At 46.6% G+C, this 20,110-nt stretch carries 19 protein-coding genes; 5 read left to right on the top strand and 14 right to left on the bottom strand.

Annotated features, from left to right (window positions below; genetic code table 11):
• Positions 1-15: 15 nt before the first annotated feature.
• Positions 16-462, top strand: coding sequence for a nucleoside deaminase (locus tag FOT42_RS06005; RefSeq protein ID WP_151889671.1), 447 nt, complete (start codon positions 16-18; stop codon positions 460-462).
• A 55-nt stretch (positions 463-517) separates the two neighbouring features.
• Here the strand turns inward: FOT42_RS06005 and FOT42_RS06000 are convergent, their stop codons facing one another.
• From FOT42_RS06000 to aspS, 4 genes are all read right to left on the bottom strand, one after another.
• Complete coding sequence (locus tag FOT42_RS06000; protein WP_108423905.1) at positions 518-712, bottom strand: cold-shock protein; 195 nt, start codon at positions 710-712, stop codon at positions 518-520.
• Between the two features lie 80 nt (positions 713-792).
• Positions 793-1,056 (bottom strand): hypothetical protein, encoded by a 264-nt coding sequence (locus FOT42_RS05995; RefSeq protein WP_151889670.1) that lies wholly within the window; start codon positions 1,054-1,056, stop codon positions 793-795.
• Positions 1,053-2,843, bottom strand: a complete 1,791-nt coding sequence (locus tag FOT42_RS05990) for a chloride channel protein (protein ID WP_151889669.1) — start codon at positions 2,841-2,843, stop codon at positions 1,053-1,055. Before FOT42_RS05990 ends, FOT42_RS05995 begins: the two co-directional genes overlap by 4 nt.
• 34 nt (positions 2,844-2,877) lie before the next feature.
• Positions 2,878-4,632, bottom strand: a complete 1,755-nt coding sequence (gene aspS / locus FOT42_RS05985; RefSeq protein ID WP_151889668.1) for an aspartate--tRNA ligase — start codon at positions 4,630-4,632, stop codon at positions 2,878-2,880.
• 369 nt (positions 4,633-5,001) lie between these two features.
• On the opposite strand from aspS, the gene FOT42_RS05980 reads away from it, so the two are divergent.
• Positions 5,002-5,352 (top strand): toxin-antitoxin system YwqK family antitoxin, encoded by a 351-nt coding sequence (locus FOT42_RS05980; RefSeq protein ID WP_151889667.1) that lies wholly within the window; start codon positions 5,002-5,004, stop codon positions 5,350-5,352.
• 68 nt (positions 5,353-5,420) lie between these two features.
• Here FOT42_RS05980 and FOT42_RS05975 read toward each other — a convergent pair whose 3' ends face one another.
• From FOT42_RS05975 to FOT42_RS05950, 7 genes are all read right to left on the bottom strand, one after another.
• The gene (locus tag FOT42_RS05975; protein ID WP_151889666.1) at positions 5,421-8,936 is read right to left on the bottom strand and encodes an efflux RND transporter permease subunit; all 3,516 of its coding nucleotides are present in this window, start codon (positions 8,934-8,936) and stop codon (positions 5,421-5,423) included.
• 22 nt (positions 8,937-8,958) lie between these two features.
• The gene (locus tag FOT42_RS05970) at positions 8,959-10,128 is read right to left on the bottom strand and encodes an efflux RND transporter periplasmic adaptor subunit (protein ID WP_151889665.1); all 1,170 of its coding nucleotides are present in this window, start codon (positions 10,126-10,128) and stop codon (positions 8,959-8,961) included.
• A 23-nt stretch (positions 10,129-10,151) separates the two neighbouring features.
• On the bottom strand, positions 10,152-11,483 hold the full coding sequence (locus FOT42_RS05965) for a TolC family protein (protein WP_151889664.1): 1,332 nt from the start codon (positions 11,481-11,483) through the stop codon (positions 10,152-10,154).
• Positions 11,484-12,089: a TetR/AcrR family transcriptional regulator gene (locus FOT42_RS05960; protein ID WP_151889663.1), complete on the bottom strand. Its 606-nt coding sequence runs from the start codon at positions 12,087-12,089 to the stop codon at positions 11,484-11,486.
• 91 nt (positions 12,090-12,180) lie between these two features.
• A complete protein-coding gene (locus tag FOT42_RS18040; protein ID WP_192938334.1) occupies positions 12,181-12,324 on the bottom strand; it encodes a hypothetical protein in 144 nt (47 codons plus the stop codon).
• Positions 12,311-12,733 carry a hypothetical protein gene (locus tag FOT42_RS05955; RefSeq protein WP_151889662.1) on the bottom strand — a complete coding sequence of 141 codons (423 nt, stop codon included), beginning with the start codon at positions 12,731-12,733 and terminating at the stop codon, positions 12,311-12,313. Before FOT42_RS05955 ends, FOT42_RS18040 begins: the two co-directional genes overlap by 14 nt.
• On the bottom strand, positions 12,723-13,271 hold the full coding sequence (locus tag FOT42_RS05950) for an RNA polymerase sigma factor (RefSeq protein ID WP_151889661.1): 549 nt from the start codon (positions 13,269-13,271) through the stop codon (positions 12,723-12,725). Before FOT42_RS05950 ends, FOT42_RS05955 begins: the two co-directional genes overlap by 11 nt.
• 267 nt (positions 13,272-13,538) lie before the next feature.
• On the opposite strand from FOT42_RS05950, the gene FOT42_RS05945 reads away from it, so the two are divergent.
• Positions 13,539-14,522, top strand: coding sequence for a polyprenyl synthetase family protein (locus FOT42_RS05945; RefSeq protein ID WP_151889660.1), 984 nt, complete (start codon positions 13,539-13,541; stop codon positions 14,520-14,522).
• Here FOT42_RS05945 and FOT42_RS05940 read toward each other — a convergent pair.
• The 3 genes from FOT42_RS05940 to FOT42_RS05930 all read right to left on the bottom strand — a co-directional run bounded on the left by FOT42_RS05940 (position 14,519) and on the right by FOT42_RS05930 (position 18,550).
• Positions 14,519-15,661, bottom strand: coding sequence for a lycopene cyclase family protein (locus FOT42_RS05940; protein ID WP_151889659.1), 1,143 nt, complete (start codon positions 15,659-15,661; stop codon positions 14,519-14,521). The two genes, FOT42_RS05945 and FOT42_RS05940, sit on opposite strands and share 4 nt — an antisense overlap.
• A 33-nt stretch (positions 15,662-15,694) precedes the next feature.
• Positions 15,695-16,219 (bottom strand): hypothetical protein, encoded by a 525-nt coding sequence (locus FOT42_RS05935; RefSeq protein WP_151889658.1) that lies wholly within the window; start codon positions 16,217-16,219, stop codon positions 15,695-15,697.
• A 63-nt stretch (positions 16,220-16,282) separates the two neighbouring features.
• A complete protein-coding gene (locus tag FOT42_RS05930; RefSeq protein ID WP_151889657.1) occupies positions 16,283-18,550 on the bottom strand; it encodes a TonB-dependent receptor in 2,268 nt (755 codons plus the stop codon).
• Positions 18,551-18,628: 78 nt separating this feature from the next.
• Between FOT42_RS05930 and FOT42_RS05925 the strand changes: the two genes are divergently transcribed.
• Together FOT42_RS05925 and FOT42_RS05920 are read left to right on the top strand one after the other, a co-directional pair.
• Positions 18,629-19,285, top strand: a complete 657-nt coding sequence (locus FOT42_RS05925; protein WP_151889656.1) for a metal-dependent transcriptional regulator — start codon at positions 18,629-18,631, stop codon at positions 19,283-19,285.
• A complete protein-coding gene (locus FOT42_RS05920) occupies positions 19,285-20,106 on the top strand; it encodes a ZIP family metal transporter (protein ID WP_151889655.1) in 822 nt (273 codons plus the stop codon). Before FOT42_RS05925 ends, FOT42_RS05920 begins: the two co-directional genes overlap by 1 nt.
• Positions 20,107-20,110: the final 4 nt, after the last annotated feature.

The following is a 20,110-nucleotide window of genomic DNA, read 5'->3' as shown; positions in this document are numbered from 1 at the left end:
CAATTTTTTTTTCGAATGAACCTCTTCGATGACCACTATTTTATGAAAAAGGCCCTGCAACAGGCCGAAACCGCCTTCGAGATCGGGGAAGTACCCGTTGGCGCAGTGGTGGTGGTGAACAATAGGATCATTGGCAGTGGCCATAACCTTACCGAGCGTTTAAAGGATGTTACGGCACATGCCGAAATGCAGGCCATCACGGCGGCTTCCAATTTTTTGGGAGGTAAATATCTGCACGGGTGCACACTCTATGTCACCCTCGAACCCTGTCAGATGTGCGCAGGGGCACTTTACTGGAGCCAGATTTCCAAAGTAGTGTATGGGGCCGCCGATCTGGAGCGAGGATTCGGTGTAGTGGGTGGAAACCTACATCCAAAAACTGAAATTTTTGGAGGGGTAATGGAAAATGAGGCTTCCGAACTGCTCAAAAGGTTCTTTGTCCAGAGAAGGAACTTGAACTAAATAAAAAACCCTGACATTGCCAGGGTTCTACAAAAATCAAAATAAAATATTGTTGTTATCCGATTACCTGCACACGTGCAGCAACCACTCCTTTTCTTCCGTCTTCTTCTTGGTATTCTACTTTGTCACCTTCGTTTAATTCCACCCCGTTCAAAGCTGTAACGTGAACAAAGATGTCCTTTCCTGTGTCGTCGTTGGTAATGAACCCATAACCTTTGGATCCATTAAAAAATTTTACTGTACCAGTCATTAATGTAAATATTTGTTAAAACACGAAAGTAGAGTTTTTTGGGTCGCGATGGATGAATTGAATATTAAATCTTAAGAAAATTATTGATTTTCAGTCTTTTTTCGTTCCTTTTCTTGCATTTTAATAATGTTTTCCTTAGTCAACATATAATCTTTCATGTTTTTCCCTTTGCTTTCTTTCATCAAAAAGAGGGGCATGGCCACAAAAAATAGGCCCACGGTGCCCAGGCCAATGCACTTATGGCCCAAGTTCGGGTCTTCTTCCTTGATGGAAAAACCATAGATGATGGAAGCGATGGCGGCCAAAGTGACCAATACGACGATATATTTTAACTTGATTTTCATTGGGTATAATTGATCAATTCCCTGCGGTAGGCTGTCAAGAGTTTTGATTTTGAGATGAAGCCCACGTATTTCCCATCTTTGACGACAGGAAGGTTCCAGGCACCACTGTCCTGAAATTTTTGCATAACATCAGCCATCTTGTCGCTCTCCAAAATTATAGTGCTGGGGGGTGTCTGCATCACATCTCTGGCCAGTACTTTATCATAGAGGGATTGATCGAACATAATGGGTCTTATATCGTCCAAAAGAAGGATGCCCAAAAGTGTACCATCCTTTTCGCTTACCACGGGAAAGATGTTCCGGTTGGACTTGGTAACAGCGTTGTGCACAAGGTCACGTAGCGTCATGGCGGGGAATATGGGCAAAAAGTTTTTTTCAATGACCTTGTCTATTTCCATGAGCATCAGTACGGTATGGTCCTTATTGTGGGTAAGAAGCTCTCCTTTCCGAGCCAATTGCACGGCATATACTGAGTGCGGATGGGCATATCGTGCCAAGGCATAGGATATGGCAGCGGTCAGCATCAATGGAATGAAGAGTTCGTAACCTCCCGTTACTTCTGCAATCAGAAAGATGGCAGTAAGTGGGGCATGGAGCACCCCTGCCATGAGCCCGGTCATGCCCACCAATGTAAAGTTGCTTTCCGAGACCGCATCCTTGAAAATCCCTAAATGATTTATGATTTTGGCCACACAATTGCCCATAAGGCTCCCCATAAAAAGGGTAGGGGCAAAGATTCCACCGACACCCCCTGCACCAAAAGTCATGGCACTGGCAATAATTTTGAATATGACAAGGCCTGCCAATAAAACGATGACCACCCAAACATTGTCAAGGTCCAAATTCAGGATATTGTTTTCCAATACGGTCTTGGTATTTCCTTGCACTAGATTGTTCATCGTATCAAAACCTTCACCATAAAGTGGTGGGACCAAGAACAAAAGTATCCCTATGCCGACACCGCCCAACAGTAATTTGGAAATGGGTGACGACAGCTTGTCGAACATATTCTGAATCCTGGTATATGCTTCATAAAAGTATATGGAAGTAACTCCACCAATAACTCCCAAAACAATGTAATACGGAACATCGGATATACTGAAACCATCCACAATATCGAATGGAAGTAGGGCATCATCACCAAAAAAGAAATAAGAGGTGATGATGGCAGAAAGTGAGGCGAGCAACAAAGGTAAAAGGGAAACCAAGGTCAGGTCAAGACTGAAGACCTCAATGGCAAACACAATGGCGGCAATGGGAGCTTTGAATATCGAGGACAATGCGCCGGCCGAGGCACAACTGATGAGCAGTATTCGTGTGGCATGGTTTAGGTGCAATGCCCTGGCAATGTTGGAACTAATGGCAGCCCCAGTTGCAACTGTTGGGCCTTCGAGCCCGACTGACCCTCCAAAGCCGACAGTGATCGGAGCGGTCATCAAGGAGCCGAACATTTGGTATCGTGGAATGACCCCCTTTTTTTTCGAAATGGCGTAGAGTGTGGAAGGGATACCATGGCTGACCTTCTTTCGGATAATGTATTTGATGATGAGGTACACTAAGGTCAGGCCAATGATGGGGAAAAGAAAATAAAAAGCATGATGGTACTCCTGCACCAATTTGCCCTTCATCAAGTGTTGGAAAAAATGGGTAAGGTTTTTCAAGAGAACAGCACCCAATCCTGAAGTAAATCCTACCAATATGCTCAATATGGCCACAAACTGCGTATGGGAGATGTGTTTGGCACGCCATACTAAAAATTTTGTCAACCAAGATTTTTTATGTGCCATCTGTTAAAGTTTCGAGGACTCCCTTGATATGAAATTACGTATTATTGGCCAAAGAAATGTTCAATTCGTCCAATTGTTCCTTGTTAATGGTTGCAGGGGCATCTATCATCACATCCCTTCCGCTGTTGTTCTTGGGGAAGGCGATAAAGTCCCTGATGGTCTCCTGTCCGCCCAAAATGGAGACCAAACGGTCCAAGCCGAAGGCAATCCCACCGTGGGGGGGTGCGCCATATTGGAAGGCATCCATCAAAAAGCCGAACTGTGCCTTGGCTTCCTCGGGGGTAAAGCCCAAATGTTTGAACATGGTGGCTTGGGTTTCCTTGTCATGGATACGGATGGATCCCCCGCCGATTTCATTTCCGTTCAGCACGAGGTCGTAGGCATTGGCCTTGACAGCACCGGGATTGGTCTCCAACAGCTTCAATTGACCAGGTTTGGGAGAGGTAAAGGGATGGTGCATGGCATGATAGGTGCCTGTTTCCTCATCCAGTTCCAACAACGGGAAGTCCACTACCCAAAGCGGGGCAAATTCATTCGGTTTTCGAAGTCCAAGCCTAGTGGCCAACTCCATGCGGAGCGCGCTGAGCTGTGCCCGGGTCACGTTGGCATCCCCGGAAAGCACGCAGATAAGGTCGCCCGGTTTGGCTCCGGTCACTTCGGCCCATTTTGCCAAATCTTGTTCGTCGTAGAACTTATCCACGGAGGATTTATAGGAGCCATCCTCATTGCATTTTACATAAACCATTCCTTTGGCGCCGACCTGTGGGCGTTTTACCCAGTCGATCAGAGCGTCAATTTCCTTGCGGGTATATTCCGATGCACCGGGAACGGCAATGCCCACTACCAATTCGGCAGTGTTGAACACATTAAAATCCTTATGCTGTGCCACAGCGTTCAGTTCACCGAACTGCATCCCGAAACGGATGTCCGGCTTGTCGTTGCCATAAAGGCGCATGGCATCGTCATAGGTCATTCTTGGAAATTCCTGAATGTCCACGCCTTTGATTTCCTTCAAAAGATGTTTGGTGAGGCCCTCGAAGGTGTTGAGGATGTCCTCCTGCTCCACAAAGGCCATTTCACAATCGATTTGGGTGAATTCCGGCTGTCTGTCCGCACGCAGGTCTTCGTCCCTGAAGCATTTTACGATTTGGAAGTATTTGTCCATGCCGCCCACCATCAACAATTGTTTAAAGGTCTGTGGTGATTGGGGCAGGGCATAAAACTGACCTTCGTTCATTCGGCTTGGCACCACAAAATCGCGGGCGCCTTCTGGGGTGGATTTGATCAGATACGGGGTCTCCACATCGATAAATCCTTGGTCCGAAAGGTATTTTCGGACTTCCATGCTCACCCTGTGCCTGAAAATGAGATTATTTTTTACCGGATTTCGGCGGATATCCAAATAACGGTACTTCATGCGAATGTCTTCCCCACCATCGGTATCGTCCTCGATGGTAAAGGGAGGCAGGAGGGATTTGTTCAGGATGGTGAGTTCGGTCACCAACACCTCAATTTCCCCAGTGGGGATGTTCGGGTTTTTGGAGGCCCGCTCTATGACCTGACCCTTGGCCTGGATAACGGTTTCCCGTCCCAGCTCCCTGGCCTGTTCCAGAAGTTCTTTAGAAGTGCGTTCCTCATCAAATACCAGTTGCGTGATGCCATAACGGTCGCGCAGATCCACCCAGGCCACAAAACCCTTGTCCCGTAGCTTGTGTACCCAACCACTCAAAATTACCTCTGAACCGATATGTGACGCCCGGAGTTCGCCACAAGTATTGCTTCTATACATGATGTCTGTTAATGAGAGGGCAAATTTAATAGGAAAGCACATATTTATAGCGAGATAAACTGATTTTCTGTCCCAGCCCCTTCATTTATGGATAAGGGAGGACAATCATCGCTATAGACGTTTTAGTTCGATTTTCGCCCCGTTTCTTAACATTAAATTTACATTGGAACGTTGTTTTTCGAGACAAAAGCATAATTAATACGACAAAAGGCAATATTATTGTAGTTCTAAATGATTATAAATCAAACAATTAAATCATTAAAGTTAATTTAATGTAAATTAATTGTTGCTTTAACGTTATTTTCAAATCGATTTTGGATAACTTTGTGTAGTTACCTTTTGGTACTGAAGATTTTAAAACCCATTACTATGAAGAAAGCTGTATTTTTTTTAGCGGTCATGTTTTCGGTCTGTATGTTTTCACAGCAGACGAAACCGACTTTGGAAAAAGTGGGGAAAATGGTGAAGGCCACCTATTTTCACGAAAACGGGGAAGTCTCCCAGACAGGTTATATGCTGAAAGGAAAGTTACATGGGGATTGGCTTATGTTTGACACCAATGGCAAAAAGATAGCCGCTGGAAAGTATGACAATGGCAAAAAGACCGGGAAGTGGTTCTTTTGGAAAGAAGATATTTTGCGCGAAGTGGATTTTTCCGATAACCGCATTGTCAACGTGAAGGATTGGAGCCAGTCCGAAGTTGTTTCCGTGAACAAATAACTTGGACTTAAGATGAAAAAAAGCCCCGGCCAAAGGTCGGGGCTTTTTTATGTGCCTACTTTGCTACACTACTGAGCCGTGGCAGCATCCAATTTTTCATTCTTGCGTTCTTCCCTTCTTATCTTGGCCCTTTGGATCCTTAATTTCAGTTTGTACACCAAACTGAACAGGATGGGTACCACGATCAAGGTAAGGAACGTGGCCACGAACAGTCCGTAGATCACGGTCCATGCCAAGGGCCCCCAGAAGATCACGTTGTCCCCCCCGATGTAAATGTTCGGGTTAAAATCGGCCATAAGGGTAAAGAAGTTGATGTTGAATCCAGTGGCCAACGGAATCAATCCCAAAATGGTGGTGATGGCGGTCAGCAGTACGGGTCGCAACCTCGCCTTGCCTCCTTTTACCACGGCCTCCGTGAAGTCCTCCAGTGGCAACAATTCGTCTTCATCCATATCCAATTTGGACTTTTTCCTATCGATCAACAACTGGGTATAGTCCAACAGTACCACCCCGTTGTTCACCACAATACCGGCCAAGGAAATGATACCCATCATGGTCATCATGATCACGAAGGCACTGCCCGTGGCTACCAATCCACCAAAAACACCGATCAAACTCAAGAAAATGGCAAGCATGATGATACCTGGTTTGGAAATGGAGTTGAACTGGAAGATCAATATGAAAAAGATAAGTCCCAGACCTGTGAAAAAGGCACCCATCAAAAAGGCCATTTGCTTGTTCTGCTCCTCAATCTGTCCTGTATAATCGATTTTGATGCCCGAAGGAAGACCCTCAAAATCGTTCATTTCCTCTTGGATTTTCCCCACAATGGCTCCAGCATCGGTATAGCCAGGGGCCAAGGCGGAATAGACGGTAACCACCCTACGGGCATCGCGGTGCTTTATGGCACTGAACCCAGTACTGTTCACCTGATTGGCGACGGCTGAAATGGGCACTTCCTTGATCTGGCCAGAGGAGGCATCCCTGAAAGTGATCCTTTGGTTGAAAAGGGCGCTGGTGTTGTAGCGATCCTCTTCCTTAAAGCGAACATAGATGTCATAATCCTCCCCACCTTCTTTATAGATGCCTGCCTTTGCCCCAAAAATGGAATTACGGAGCTGTTGCCCCACTTGTCCAGTGGCCACGCCCAGTTCGCCGGATTTCTTTCGGTCCACGGCGACCAGCATGGAAGGTTTGGATTTGTTCACATCTATCTTGAGCTCATCCACTCCTGGAATGTTCCTGGAATTGATGAAGTTCCGCATGTTTTCGGCGGTAACGATCAGCTCGGTATAATCATCCCCTTCAATCTCAATGTTGATGGGGTATCCGGCTGGAGGGCCTACGGCATCTTTTTCCACAGAAATGGCCACCCCGGGATAAATATCTTTCAGGTCTTCCTGTACTTTGCGCAAAAGCTCTTTACTGTCCGCACCTTCCCGATATTTGAATTCACGCATGGTAGCGGTAATCTTTCCGCGGTGGGGCATCTCGGCAGCGGAGCCCCCATCGGTCTGCGGGTTGCCAGCACCTTCACCCACTTGGGAGACCGCACTTTCGGTAAGGAAGTTGTAGTCACCGTGCATATAGGCTTCCGAATTGATGATGGCGTACACCCGCTCCTCTATATCCTTGGTGATGGCATTGGTCTTTTCAATGTCTGTTCCTTCCGGATATTCAATATAGACAATGACCTGGTTCGGGGTATTGTCAGGGAAGAACTCTACTTTGGTCCTTTGACTGCCCACAGATGCCCCAAATCCCATGAAGGCGATCACTAGCAACACCAAAGTGGTTATGGCAATAAAAATTGGTCTTCTTTTGGCCAGTGCCCATCGCAAAGTCCTTTCGTAAAAACGTTCCCATCTGGGCAGGATATTGAATTGGAAACTGTTGGCCCATCCTCTTAAGAACATCCTATAAGCCCATAGCATAATGGCGGTCAACACCATTACAGTGCCCAGACCTCTGTAAGTGCCTCCAAAGAGAATGATCAGCAAGCCTATTACAGAAATGATGGCTGTAATGCGAATGATCTGTCTCAAGGGCATTTCCTTGTCCTCTGTGGTCATATATCTGGAGACTAGAACTGAGTTGAAGAATATGGCCACAAAGAGGGAGGATCCCAGTACCACGGATAAGGTAATCGGGAAGTACATCATGAACTGCCCCATGATACCAGGCCATAGCCCCAGAGGCACAAATGCGGCCACAGTGGTCAATGTGGAAATGATGATAGGAAAGGCAATCTCCCCAATCCCTTTTTTGGCGGCCTCGGTCCTGGACATACCTTCCTCGTCCATGAGGCGGTACACATTTTCCACCACCACGATACCATTGTCCACCAGCATTCCCAATCCCATGATGAGTCCGAAAAGGATCATGGTGTTCATGGTATAGCCCAATGCATTCAATATCATCAGGGACATAAACATGGACATAGGGATGGCAAACCCCACAAAAAGGGCGTTTTTGAACCCTAGGAAGAACATCAGTACGGTGACCACGAGGATGATACCAAAGATGATGTTGTTCACCAAATCGTCCACTTGGCCAATCGTCATGGAAGATTGGTCATTGGCAATGGTCACTGTCAAGTCTTGTGGGAACACATTTTTTACGGCATCGTCAACGATTACCTGAATCTGTTCCGCTGCTGCCACCATGTTCTTGCCCGAGCGTTTTTTGACGTCCAACATCACTACAGGGTGACCGAACTCACGTGCATAGGTGGTCCTGTCCTCCTCCTTGAAAGTGATTTTGGCAATGTCCCTCAAGTAAGTGGAATTGCCGTTCTCTGACTTTACCACAAAATTCTCCAAGTCTTTGGGTTCATCGATTTCACCCACGATCCGGATGGTCCTTCGCTGTCCGCTGGTAATGAGGTTACCTGCGGAAGTGGTCATGTTCTCATTGTTGATGGTGTTGATGATGTCATTGAAACTGATCTTGGCGGCCATCATCTTGTAGATGTCCACGGCCACTTCCACTTCCTTTTCCTGTGCACCACGTATATCCACCTGTTTGATTTCCATCAGGCTTTCGATCTCATCTTCCAGATATTCCCCATACTCCTTGAGTTTGTCCACGGGATAGTCCCCAGAAATGTTGATGTTGAGAATGGGCATTTCCTCGGAAAGGCTCAGGTCGAACACATTGGGTTCCACTTTGGCCCCGTTGAAGGTGGGCCAGTCCTCACCTGCGGTCTCGGAATCCACCTCGTCCTTTACTTTTTGCAACGCTCCTTCCACGGAAATGTTCTCGTCGAACTCCACAATGATCATGGAGTAGTCTTCTTGGGAGGTGGAGGTGATCTCCACTACGTTACTCACGGTCTTCAATTGATCCTCAAGAGGGTCCGTGATGAGTTTTTCTATATCCTCGGCCGTGTTGCCCGGATAGAGCGAGCTGATGTATATCTTGGTCTCCTTGACCTCGGGAAAACTTTCCCTGGGCATACTGAAGTAGGCCATGCCGCCAAGGATAAGGATGACGAACATCAGCACATACATCGTCGTCTTGTTGTCTATGGCCCATGAGGAAAAGCCAAATTCCTTATCTACTTGTTTTTTTTGTTTGCTCATAATGATGGATTGCTTTGGCTATCTAGTTTTTTATCTTCACTTTTTGTCCTTCCTTCACGCTTCTCGCTCCTTCATCAATAATGGCATCCCCGCTATTGATTCCTGAGAGTACCTCCACATAATCGCCCTGGGTCTTTCCTGTTTTGATGACGACTTTTTTGGCCACGGGGTCCGATGAAATGGAATCGGCATCCACCAAGAACACATATTGTTCGCCATCGGCGTTTTCCGATAGGATGCTCTGGGGGATAAGGATAGCGTTCTCGCTGGTGTAATCGTTGATCATGACCCTTGCCGTAAGGTTGGGCTTTACCTTGCCATCTAGACTGGGTACAGGAATTTCTGCCGTGTACGAACGGTTGCTCGGGTTGATGAAGTTTCCGGTCTGCCTGATCTTGGTGGTGACACTGTCGCCCAATACAGGGAAATACACCTTGACATCCTTTCCTGGGGTAACGTTGGGCAAATGGCTTTCGGGAACCTCCACGTTGATGTACATGTTGGTAAGGTTCACGATGCGGAACACTTCAGATCCTGCACCTGGGGCCACCACATTGCCCTGATCTTTGATCACGTCGTCAATGATGCCATCAAAAGGGGCCCTGATGGACGATTTGCCCACTTGGCTCTCCATTTGCTTTACGGCACTTTCTTGGGCCTCATAATTGGTCTTGGCCTGAAGGTATTGGATCTCGGAGCCTATGTTCTGTTCCCAGAGCCTTTTTTGGCGTTCAAAAGTGGTGCGGCTCAATTCGGACTGGGTCTTCAACTGGGCCAATTGGCTGGAAAGTCCCCCATCGTCAATGGTGGCCAGCAATTGTCCCTTGGATACCCTTTGCCCTTCCCTTACATATACCCTTTGCAATGTCCCCGCCATTTCCGGATAGATGAGTACGTTCTGCTTGGTGGTGACATCGCCCTGTAGCTCCAGATAGTGGTCGAACTGCTGGGGCTTGGCCTCAAAAGCCGTGACCAAGGGCAACTTTGCAGTGTCGTCCAGAAGGACTATGGCCGAGTCAAGGGACTTCAACTGTGTTTCGAGTGCTTTGTGCTGTTGGGAAATTTCAGCATGCTTGGCACGGATGGCAGCCATGTCCTTGCTGGCAAGTACCTTTTCGAATGACTTGTTTCCGTCACCGCCACAAGAGGCAAGAACCGCAGCTGTCAATGTTATATATATTGCTTTTTTCATGATGGAATGGTTTTCTCTTTTGTTTATTGATTCAATATGTTTTCCAGTTCGATTTTCTTGTTGATTACATCTACCATGGATTGCAGGTATTCCTGCTGGGTGGAGTACAATTGGGTCTGGGCCTGTCTCAGGTCGAAACTGGTGGCCAATCCTTCCTCATACTTGATCTGGTTCTTCTTTTCGATGCGTTCGGCAAGCTCCAAATTTTCCTTTGAGGTGCCATATTGCTCTATGGAAAGGATATAATCGCTCTTGGCACTCTCCAACTGAAGACGGACCTGCGCCTGGGTCTCCGTAAACTGGGTCTTGGCCTTTTCCAAGGCTATTTTGGCCCGCTGGGTGGTGGCACTTCTACCCAAAGAACTGAAGATGGGAATGTTCAGGTCCACACCCAAAATGGACGACCCGAACCATTGTTGTCCACTGCTCAAAAAGTTGAAGTCGTTGCTAAAGGAATTTCCCCCGTAGTTGACAAAGGCATTGAGGGTGGGCAACGCATAGCTTTTTGCCAATTTCAGTTCCAGGGCCCGCTGCTCGTTCAGGTTGGCCGCCAATTTGTAATCGATGTTGTTCTCTATGTTGAATTCGGTGTCCAGTAACCCAAGGTCAATCTGTTTTTGGGTGAGGTTGTCCAAATTCTCGGTCAGGACCGTAGGTGCATCGATAGGAATGCCCAACATCAGATTCAACATCTGCAAGGTGATTTTTTCCAATCGCCTGGCATTCTTCAACTGGTTGTCCACAGAGGAAAGCGTTATCTGCAATTGGTCCACACTCTCTTCATCGCCAAGACCATTTTCGAAGATGCGCTTGGTCTCATAGAGGTTTTTTTCCAAAGTGGCCTTGTTCCTTTCGGAGATCTGGACACTTTCTTGGGCCAACAGCACATTGCCATAGGCTTCCACAACGGATTTCCGCACTTCCAGTTCCGTTTTTTCCTTGTTGTTCTGGCTGTAGTCCAAAAAAGTCTTGGTGGCCTGTACGCCCACAATGTAGGATCCGTCGAAGATTTTTTGGCGCAATGTGGCCGTGGCGGACATGGACTGGGCCTGTCCAAAGACCACTTCCTGATAGGTGCCCGGTTCACCACCGAAGAATTCAGCAGGAATCTGCGAAACGGGCTGTTTCAATTGGTTCTGATAGCTTACCGCTCCCGATATCTGGGGAAGGCCCGTGGCAATGGTCTCCCATTTTTGCTTTTGGGCATCCTCAATGTCCCGGGAAGCGTTGATGGCACTGTAGTTGTGCTCCAAGGCATATGCAATGGCCTCATCCAAACTGAAGCTGTGGATGGTATCCTGGGCCGATATAAGCCAGGGCAATAGTAAAAAAAGGCTGATTAGGGTTGTTCGCATTTATTCTTGATTTGAATTGATGATTGAGTTCAGTATTTTTCTTCCTTTCGGGGTCACGATGCCACGGAGATGGTACTCCAGATAGTAGTCCAAAATTTGGACCTTGCTAAAAATTTCCGTGGGAAACAGCTGATTGTCTTTGATACTGGTCACCCCCGAAAAATAGATCCTTGACACAAATTCCACGTTCAAGTTGTCCCGATAGATGCCCATTTCCATACCTCTCCTCACATTGTCCGCCACGCAGCCATGCATGGAATCGTACTGTTTTTGTTTCAAGGCTACGTGGATCTTGGGATAATATTTCTGCAATTGGTACACTGGGGACGATTTTTCATCCTTTAGGTGCACCATGACAAACTTTTTGATCTCATAGAGTTCTTCAATGGGGTTTTTTTGGTGTGAAACGATATGGTCTATCCCTGAGGTGATGATATCGCACATGGTCATGGTGGCTTCCTCCACCAGTTCGGTCTTGTTCCTGAAATGGGAGTAGATGGTCTTCTTTGAAATGCCCATTTCATTGGCCAGATCGTCCATGGTCACGCTTTTAAAACCTAGGTTGATGAACAGCTCCGTCGCTTTGTGTATGATTTTTCCCCGCATAATGAGGGGCAAAAGTAGTTTAGGAAACTTTAAAAACAAAAAAAGTTTCCTAGGTTTTACATTTTTTTAACGACGGCTTTATTTTTGGATTTCAATTGGAAACCTTTAGGACAGATTGTTCAGACAGTCGGTCCGTATCGGTGTTGTTGGAGCTTTTTGACCCCAGGTTCCAAAAAAAGGGGATATACCTGTGGAGGTACCTTTCCTTGAGGTTGTTCTTTTTACTTGGTATCATGATTTTCGTTTTTGATTCTTTCCACGTATGCCTTGAAGGCTTCTTCTCCTTCTTCCTTCCAGAATTGGTCGTAATGTTTCCATTCATCAAAGTCCCTTCTCAGCGAGCCGCACCTGTTGGACGACTTTACTTTCGATTTGTGACGCGGACCGCCCCCTTTTTTTCCTCCCCCACCAAATCCAAAAAGGAGTTTGGCCAGGACAAAGATGCCCAGTGCCTGCCAGTAGGTGATGGTGGACAGTCCAAAAAGGTCGGGCATCAACCAGTTCCACAATCGCATCAGAAGGTAGTTTGCCAAGAGCAGCATTGCCGCTCCGAAGAGCACCATGGCAATTACCTTTACGATTTTCTTCACTTTGTGCGCCACCTTTTTTTCAACTCTTTTTTCAAAGTCATTTTTACGTTCCATAATTAGATTCTTTTATGTTTTCCAAACTTTTTGACAATTCCGACATCGCCCGGTGCCTTCGGGACATCAATGTCCCTGAGGGTATGCCGGTGCGTTCGGCCAATTCTTTATAGGTAAATCCTTCAAAATCAATGGCGATCACAATGTCCCTGTACACCGGTTTCAAGTCCGTTATGGCCTTTTTGAGGGCCGCTTCCATTTCAGGGGAATAACTATTGTCGGCATCGCCATAGAACAGTTCCGCAAATTCCTGCCACTGTTGGTCTATGTCCTCACTGGGGAGCTTTCTTTCCTTTTTGCCCCTCATGATGTCTATGATCCTGTTGCGTATGGCGTTGTACACAAACCCTCCGATGTTGTTGATGGGCATGGTATCGTCCGCACGCGAGAAAATCCGAAGGGCAACATCCTGTACAATATCCTCCGCATCCCTTTCCGAAGTGTCCCGGATCTTGGATTGCACATACGACCTCAACGAACTGTATTCCTCGTTGAAAAAGGTGCTAAGGTTATTATGGTTCTCTGTCTGGCCAGCCACTCAAAAATGTTTCATTGCTCTCTTCATTGATAGAGACGAAGGATTTCAAATCTATTGCAATTTTTAAGCAATTTTTTTTTCATTGATGTGCCTTTTGCCTTTTGGTTGCCCTGTTTTGGGTTGAAAATCAGATGAGTGTCAAAGTTCAAGCACAAGTTCAGGTTCAAATCGAACAATCCCATCATCCCCTATTCCATAAAAATCCAAGCAACAAGAACTCCTGACGATTCCCTTTCTTTTCCATTTTTTGAATGTATTTTTGGCCCTATGTCTGAAACTCAATTCATCGATACGTACAGGGATGGTTTTGTGGCCCATTTGGAGGCCCACACCCCAATGACGGAACCCCAAAACCTGTATGCCCCCATACAATATATCTTGGGGCTGGGCGGAAAACGGTTGCGTCCCATCCTCACACTCATGACCACGGAAATTTTCGGAGGTAAGGCAGAGGATGCCATGGATGCCGCCTTGGCCGTGGAAATGTTCCATAATTTTTCATTGGTGCACGATGATATCATGGACGATGCCCCGCTCCGAAGGGGTAAGGTCACCGTTCATGAAAAATGGGACCTGAACACGGGAATCCTTTCCGGGGATGCCATGTTGATCCTTTCCTATCAATTTTTTGAAAGCTATCCAGCTGAAATGTATAAGGAACTCACCTCGCTTTTCAGCAAAACGGCCATTGAGGTCTGCGAGGGGCAACAGTACGATGTGGATTTTGAGATGCGGGACGACGTTACCATTCCCGAATACCTCAAAATGATCGAGTACAAGACTTCCGTTTTGGTAGCCGCCGCCATGAAAATGGGGGCCCTGGTGGCCAAAGCTCCGCAAAAAGATGCGGACGCCATTTACGAATTTGGGAGAAATCTGGGAATTGCCTTTCAGTTGCAGGATGATTATCTGGATGCTTTTGGCGACCCGGAGAGCTTTGGCAAACAGGCCGGGGGGGACATTAGGGAAAACAAGAAGACCTTTTTGTACCTAAAAGCACTGGAAAAGGCGAACAAGCAGAACAAAGAAAGTCTTTTGCACCTTTATTCCATCAAGCCCGAAGATTCCACAGCCAAAGTGGAAGCGGTCAAGTCCATTTTTGAGGAAAGCGATGCCGTTGGAGAGACCAAGGAGGCTATCAGTGCGTTTACCCAAAAGGCTTTTGATGAGTTGGAAAAAATCGATTTGCCGAAGGAAAGCAAAGCTTTGCTCAAAAAGTTTGGCGAGAGTTTGATGCAGCGCACCGTTTAAAACATCCTTTTGAACAGGGCCTTGATAAATGGAAGCGGTTTTGGGGCCGTGACAATTTTCAATTCTTCCCATAGATTGGTCTCGTTTTCGAGAAACTTCAAGATCAGCGAAGCCTTTCGTCTCCGGAACATCGACTCGAATATGTCGTGGCCCAAGTGGTTCTTCCCATGCAAAATGTCGAGCAAGAGCATGTCATAGAATAGAAACCTGCTTTTTTGATGGAACTCGGACAACCGCTTTCCCCTCTTTAGGTGTTCCACCAATTTGGGGACTTGCCTACTGGTGTTGTAAAACGTATAGCCCGTACTTGGTTTGGCCCATCCGCCTGCAATGCCCATATGGAAAACACGGTCCGTATTGTGTTGGTGGAAAGGATAACAGGTCATGGGAATACTCCCGAATTCAGTTTCTTCGATGGTGTATTTGGCGTCTCCAAAATCCGTTGCAATATAGGTTTTGATGGCATCTTCGTATTCGCTTTTTTCCAAAAGATGTTCTGAAAACAAAGTGTATTCCACCAAGGCTTCGTTTTCCGAAAAGGGGAGTACATAGATGAACCGGGTGTTGCCTTTTTGGGGCACGGAAAAGTCCATAAAGGTGACCTCTTCTGAGTTGAAAACCAACCGGTCGGTTTTTATTTGCCATCCCAGAAAATGTTGCTGTAAAGCGGGGAATTTCTTTTGTTTTAAGAGGATGGAAGGATCATATCTACTGGAAAATACCGTTCGGCCTATGTATTTTTGTTGAGTTGTGGACACCAAAACTTCAATTTCCTTCTCTTCAATATCAATCACCTCTTCTTGGGCCCAAGTGATGTTCGGATAGGCTTTTACCTTTGGTAAAAAGTGATTGTAGAAATCAATCCCGCGGAGCATTTTGTAGGTGTATGGCAGAATGGAAGTGGATTTTTGAAACTGTTGCCCACCCACATAGATGTTGTCCCATGTTTTGTGGACCAAATCATCAAACTGGCCTTTGCCCCGTTCCCAAAAACACCAGGTACGGTCGTTATTGGTCTTGTTGTCCTTGTCCAGCACCAAAATGGATTTGGAGGCAAAGAACTGGTCCCCGCCCATGGCATCGGCCAACAAAAGGCCTGCGGCTCCCGCTCCTATAATGATGTAATCGTAATGGGACATAGGTTCAAAGATAGGGGGTTTGAGGAAGATACTTTAACCAGCCATTATGTAAACTTGCCGTTTATGAAATTCGTTGGCCCAGACTTTATACCTTAAGCCGATTGAACCTAAATTCCTACCGTTTTTTTCCATTTCAATAACCGTTGATTCATTCTTAGGGTATGGAAATCTTCCAGCCCAACTAGTAAATTGAGCTATTTCATCTAACATTGACTTATCCTCTTCATTAATTTCAATGTTGTATTTCTTAATTATTTTTAAAAAATCATGACCATTGGTTTTCTCTCTCCATTTATTTAAATACTCGTTGAATGATTTTATTTCACCATTCTTTATACTACTTCTTTCTTCAAATAAACCTCTAGCTTTAAGGATTAACTCAATACTTACAGCATAAAGGAGTTTTGAAGACCTGAACAAGCCTATAGATTTTATCCTATCATTGGGCTCGTTCTTGAAAGATTCCTTGAGTAAATCCAAATTACAATCTGCAGCCACCAATAGGCTTTGTGAATGTTCAATATATGTATGAAAATTAAGTGAATCTCTTACATCCATTTTGTGTAATATATTGGAAAAATAAACATGGTTTAATCTAAGATAACCAATCTTTCCACACCTCTAAAAAACCGTATACCTTACCCCGAAGAACCCTCGAATGCCCTGATTGGGCCCGTACACATAAGCGGGATCAAAGGTAAGTGCGTAGGGGTTGTTCGGTGTGGCTACGGCATTGCCATTGCTGTCAAAGGTGACTTCTTTGTCAAAAGGATCATTGGCCCGTGCAATGATAAACGGGTTGCCACGGTTGGGCGTCCAGTCCAACAGATTTTTGATACCTCCATACACTTCAAAATTATCCAATCCTTTGTAGGTGAACTGAATGTTCTGGATGCTCCAAGTAGGTGAATATTCACTTCTTGGGTCCAACTCGCCCAAAAGGGGCAATCGCATCGGACCATAGAGGTTACCCGTGTAATCGGCCGTAAGTTTTAGGGAACGAAAGGTATAGGAAAGGTTCCAGGTGGCGGTAATGCTCTCGGTCAGGATTTGCTGCTGGGTCACTCCGTTTTCCGTATTGCTCACATCTTGCCAAGTGGCCCCTACCATGATCTTCAAACTGCTGGGAAAGGCCACATCCAAATTCGCACTGAAACCCTGGGACACTGATTTGCCATCCAGATTGTCATAAATGATCTGGTTGGGGTTGGTCTCATAATCGGGGAGGATCACATTGGAGAACCGGGTGTAAAATGCTGAGGCATCGATTCCTATAAAAGTCCCGTTATCGCTATAAATCTTCTTCAAATAGTTAAGATTGACGTTGACGGAGCGTTCCGGCTTCAATTCTTCCGCAATGACCACCTCGCGCGCACCCGTGAGGGCTGCGTGGTCTTCGGTAAAAAGATTTACTACCCGAAAACCTGTCCCGGCATTCAACCTAAAGATATCATGGCCCGAAATTTTCCATTTGTAGGCAGCACGGGGGGTCAAAATATTGCCGTGCCTTTGATCGTAATCATATCGCATGCCCGCCAAAAAGGAATGCTTGGTCGCAAACGAATATTCATCTTGGACAAAAAGGCTGGGAATCCAAATATGGTCGGCTTCCGTGGTCGCCGGGGTGTTGTCATCATAATAATTGTACCGCACCGCACTTCCGAACAACAGGTCGTGATGCTCCAAGGTCTTGTCCCATGTGAGCTGCGCAAAGCCGATACGCTGGTCCGCCAAATATTCCGTATCGCCATACACCGAGTTCTGGTTATGGTCATTATAGGAAACGGACAACAACATTTTTTCCTCAAGGGGCAATTGGTATTTCCCCAACACCTCCCAACGACGGGTGTAGATGCTTTCCCCATAGATTTCATCACCACCTCGGTATTCCGGGGTCCATTGCATTTCACCGCCCCAGCGGTCCTCATAAAAAAAACGACCTGCCAAGGATAGGACACGCGAATTTTTACGTTCAACATCCCATTTTTGGAAAATGGAGAAACGATCTTGGAGGGTGACATCGGTAAAATTATCCCCGTTGTTGTCAATGGGCACATCATAATTGAAATAATTGACCCCCAAAAGCAGGTCTGTTTTTTTGCCGATATCAATTTTACTGCCCACATCCAGATTGTACTCGCCCCAACCGGTGGCAAATCCATCCGCGAAGAACTCAGGGGCACTCAGGGCATTTTTGGTGATGATATTGATGAGTCCACCTACCGCTTCGCTGCCGTAAAGAGAGGAAGCAGGACCTTTCACGATCTCAATCTGTTCGATGAGGGAATTCGGAATACCGGTGAGGCCGTACACGGTGCCCAGACCGCTCACAATGGGCATTCCGTCAATAAGGACCAGCGTATAGGGACCTTCAAGCCCATTGATGTGGATGTCCCCGGTGTTGCACACATTGCAATTGATCTGCGGGCGAACGCCGTTCACATTTTGAAGTGCATCAAAAACACTCGCCGTAGGGTTCTTTTTTAAAAAAGCGGGGGTATAGACCTCTACGGGAACAGGGCTTTCCAAACGACTGACCGGTTTTAGGGTACCTGTCACCACGGTTTCGTCCAGATTTTCCGCGGAGGGCTCAAGCGATATGTTGATGGTTTTGGCTTCTCCAGAACCCAGGGTGATCTTGGTTTGAAAGGGCAGATACCCCAAAGAGGACACCATCAATATATAGTCGCCCGGTGGAATGTTGGTCAGCTCGAACAGGCCATCCACATCGGTCGCTGTGCCCATTTCGGCTCCCTTCAAAAGCACGTTGGCCAAAGGTAGTGGTTCACTATTGTCGGTCACCTTGCCGTTCAAGGAGGTCGTTTGGGCAAAACAGTAGTTTATCAAGGCCATGCTTAAAAGAGCGATGTGTGTAAAATATATTTTCATTTAGTTTAAATTAAAATTTAGACAAAACTAAAAATAGGTTTTGATAAATAAAAATGTATTTTTGGAAAAATTTTTTTCATGACCCGATCGGAAGAGAATTATTTAAAGGCCATTTTTCATTTGGGCAATGGGGAACCGGGACCCATTACCACCAATGCCATTGCGGAGCAGATGGAAACCAAACCATCGTCCGTTACCGATATGGCCAAGAAACTGGCCGAAAAGGGCTTGGTGCACTATAAAAAGTACCAAGGGATTTCCCTGACCGATTCAGGGACACGGACTGCCCTCTCCATTATCAGGAAACACAGGCTCTGGGAAGTGTTCTTGGTGAAAAAACTGGATTTTACCTGGGACGAGGTGCACGAAGTGGCAGAGCAGTTGGAACACATCAAAAGCGAAAAATTGATAGACAAAATCGATGCGCTGTTGGATTTTCCCAAATACGATCCGCACGGGGACCCCATTCCCACCAAGGACGGAAAGTTCATGGAGCGGGACAAGCAATTGCTCAGCGATATGCCCATCAATACACAGGGAGTGTGTGTCGGGGTCAAGGATTCCTCCGCTCCGTTCCTGAAATTTTTGGACAAGAACAAGATAGCTTTGGGAAACACGATCAAGATCTTGGACAAAGAGGATTTTGACCAATCCCTACAGATATTGATGGAGGGAAAAGAGCTTCGGATTTCCCACCAGATAGCATCCAACCTTTACGTAAAAAAGAATGACTGATGGAACAAGTAATCAATTATTTTAAGGAAATAGACCCCGTTTTGGCAGCTTTTTATGCCACATTGTTCACTTGGGGGCTCACCGCTTTGGGGGCCGGACTGGTGTTCTTCTTCAAAAGTGCCAACCGTGCCGTACTGGATGGCATGTTGGGGTTTACCGGAGGGGTCATGGTGGCGGCAAGTTTCTGGAGCCTCTTGGCACCGGGGATCGAAATGAGCGAAGGCGAGGGTTTTGTGAAAGTGATCCCTGCTGCGGTCGGGTTCTTGTTGGGTGCCGGATTTATTTTTGGTCTGGACAAAATATTGCCCCACCTCCACATCAATTTTAAAATGAGCGAGGCCGAAGGCGTGAAAACCCCTTGGCACAGGACCACCTTGCTTACCTTGGCCATTACGCTGCACAACATTCCCGAAGGATTGGCCGTGGGCGTATTGTTTGGTGGTGTGGCGGCAGGTTTTGAAGGAGCTTCCATCGGTGGTGCGGTTGCTTTGGCCATTGGTATTGGTCTCCAGAACTTCCCCGAAGGGTTTGCCGTGGCCATGCCACTCAGACGACATGGATTGAGTAGATGGAAGAGTTGGGTCTATGGACAGGCCTCGGCCATCGTGGAACCCATAGCAGGTGTACTCGGCGCATGGGCCGTGCTCACTTTTGAGCCCATTTTGCCCTATGCCCTTTCCTTTGCTGCCGGGGCGATGATCTTTGTGGTGGTCGAGGAGGTGATCCCCGAAACGCAACAGGACAAATACACCGATATCGCCACGATGGGCTTTATCGGCGGATTTATCATTATGATGACCTTGGACGTAGGCCTAGGATAATAAA

It is taken from the genome of Flagellimonas hadalis (genome assembly GCF_007785775.2).
Classification (GTDB): Bacteria; Bacteroidota; Bacteroidia; order Flavobacteriales; family Flavobacteriaceae; genus Flagellimonas; species Flagellimonas hadalis.
The sequence above is the reverse complement of the archived record's forward strand: the minus strand, read 5'-3'. Positions and strand labels throughout refer to the sequence as shown.